At 54.7% G+C, this 1,341-nt stretch carries 1 protein-coding gene; it reads right to left on the bottom strand.

Features of this window, described 5'->3' with window-relative positions; genetic code table 11:
• Nucleotides 1-1,225: beta strand repeat-containing protein (locus BAE31_RS06215; RefSeq protein ID WP_481747479.1), on the bottom strand; the 1,225-nt coding region annotated here is incomplete at its 3' end.
• Nucleotides 1,226-1,341 lie beyond the last annotated feature (116 nt).

Below are 1,341 nucleotides of genomic sequence, written 5' to 3'. Positions count from 1 at the left end.
CACCAGTAGGACCAGTAGCTCCGGTAATACCAGTGGCACCAGTAGGACCGGTATCTCCAGTGATACCTGTAGCGCCAGTAGGTCCGGTAGCCCCAGTGATACCCGTCGCACCAGTAGAACCAGTAGCACCAGTAATACCCGTGGCACCCGTAGGACCAGTAGCTCCAGTAATACCCGTTGCGCCAGTAGAACCAGTAGCCCCAGTGATACCTGTAGCGCCAGTAGGACCAGTAGCTCCAGTAATACCAGTGGCACCGGTAGGTCCGGTTGATCCAGTGTTACCTGTGGTACCAGTAGGCCCAGTTTCACCTGGTGCTGCTAAAAGTGTGTAATCTGACGACGTATCTGGTGTACCTGAAGGTGGTGCAGAATCCACAATATACGTACCACCACCATAAGTGACCACTCGCCCTACTGAGTATGTTGGTGCCATAACAGGATCATAGGCTTCAACACCACTTAATCCGATCCCAGTAGGACCTGTTGGTCCAGTGATACCCGTCACACCAGTAGGACCAGTAGCTCCGGTAATACCAGTGGCACCAGTAGGACCGGTATCTCCAGTGATACCTGTAGCGCCAGTAGGTCCGGTAGCCCCAGTGATACCCGTCGCACCAGTAGAACCAGTAGCTCCAGTAATACCAGTGGCACCCGTAGGCCCAGTAGCTCCAGTGATACCCGTTGCGCCAGTAGAACCAGTAGCCCCAGTGATACCTGTAGCGCCAGTAGGACCAGTAGCTCCAGTAATACCAGTGGCACCGGTAGGTCCGGTTGATCCAGTGTTACCTGTGGTACCAGTAGGCCCAGTTTCACCTGGTGCTGCTAAAAGTGTGTAATCTGACGACGTATCTGGTGTACCTGAAGGTGGTGCAGAATCCACAATATACGTACCACCACCATAAGTGACCACTCGCCCTACTGAGTATGTTGGTGCCATAACAGGATCATAGGCTTCAACACCACTTAATCCGATCCCAGTAGGACCTGTTGGTCCAGTGATACCTGTAGTCCCGGTAGGACCAGTATCTCCAGTGATGCCGGTTGCCCCGGTAGGTCCGGTAGCTCCAGTGATACCTGTAGCGCCAGTAGGTCCGGTAGCTCCGGTAATACCCGTTGCGCCAGTAGAACCAGTAGCACCAGTAATACCCGTGGCACCCGTAGGTCCAGTTGAACCGGTGATACCAGTGGCACCGGTAGAGCCAGTAGCTCCGGTAATACCCGTCACACCAGTAGGACCTGTTGGTCCAGTAATACCAGTGACACCGGTAGGTCCAGTAGAACCGGTGATACCAGTGGCACCGGTAGGTCCAGTAGCCCCAGTGATACCCGTTGCCCCCGTAG

Origin of the sequence: Bacillus sp. I-2 (assembly GCF_001974945.1) — a bacterium.
GTDB classification, from domain to species: Bacteria; Bacillota; Bacilli; order Bacillales; family Bacillaceae; genus Bacillus; species Bacillus safensis.
This window is presented reverse-complemented; position numbering and strand designations above follow the sequence as displayed.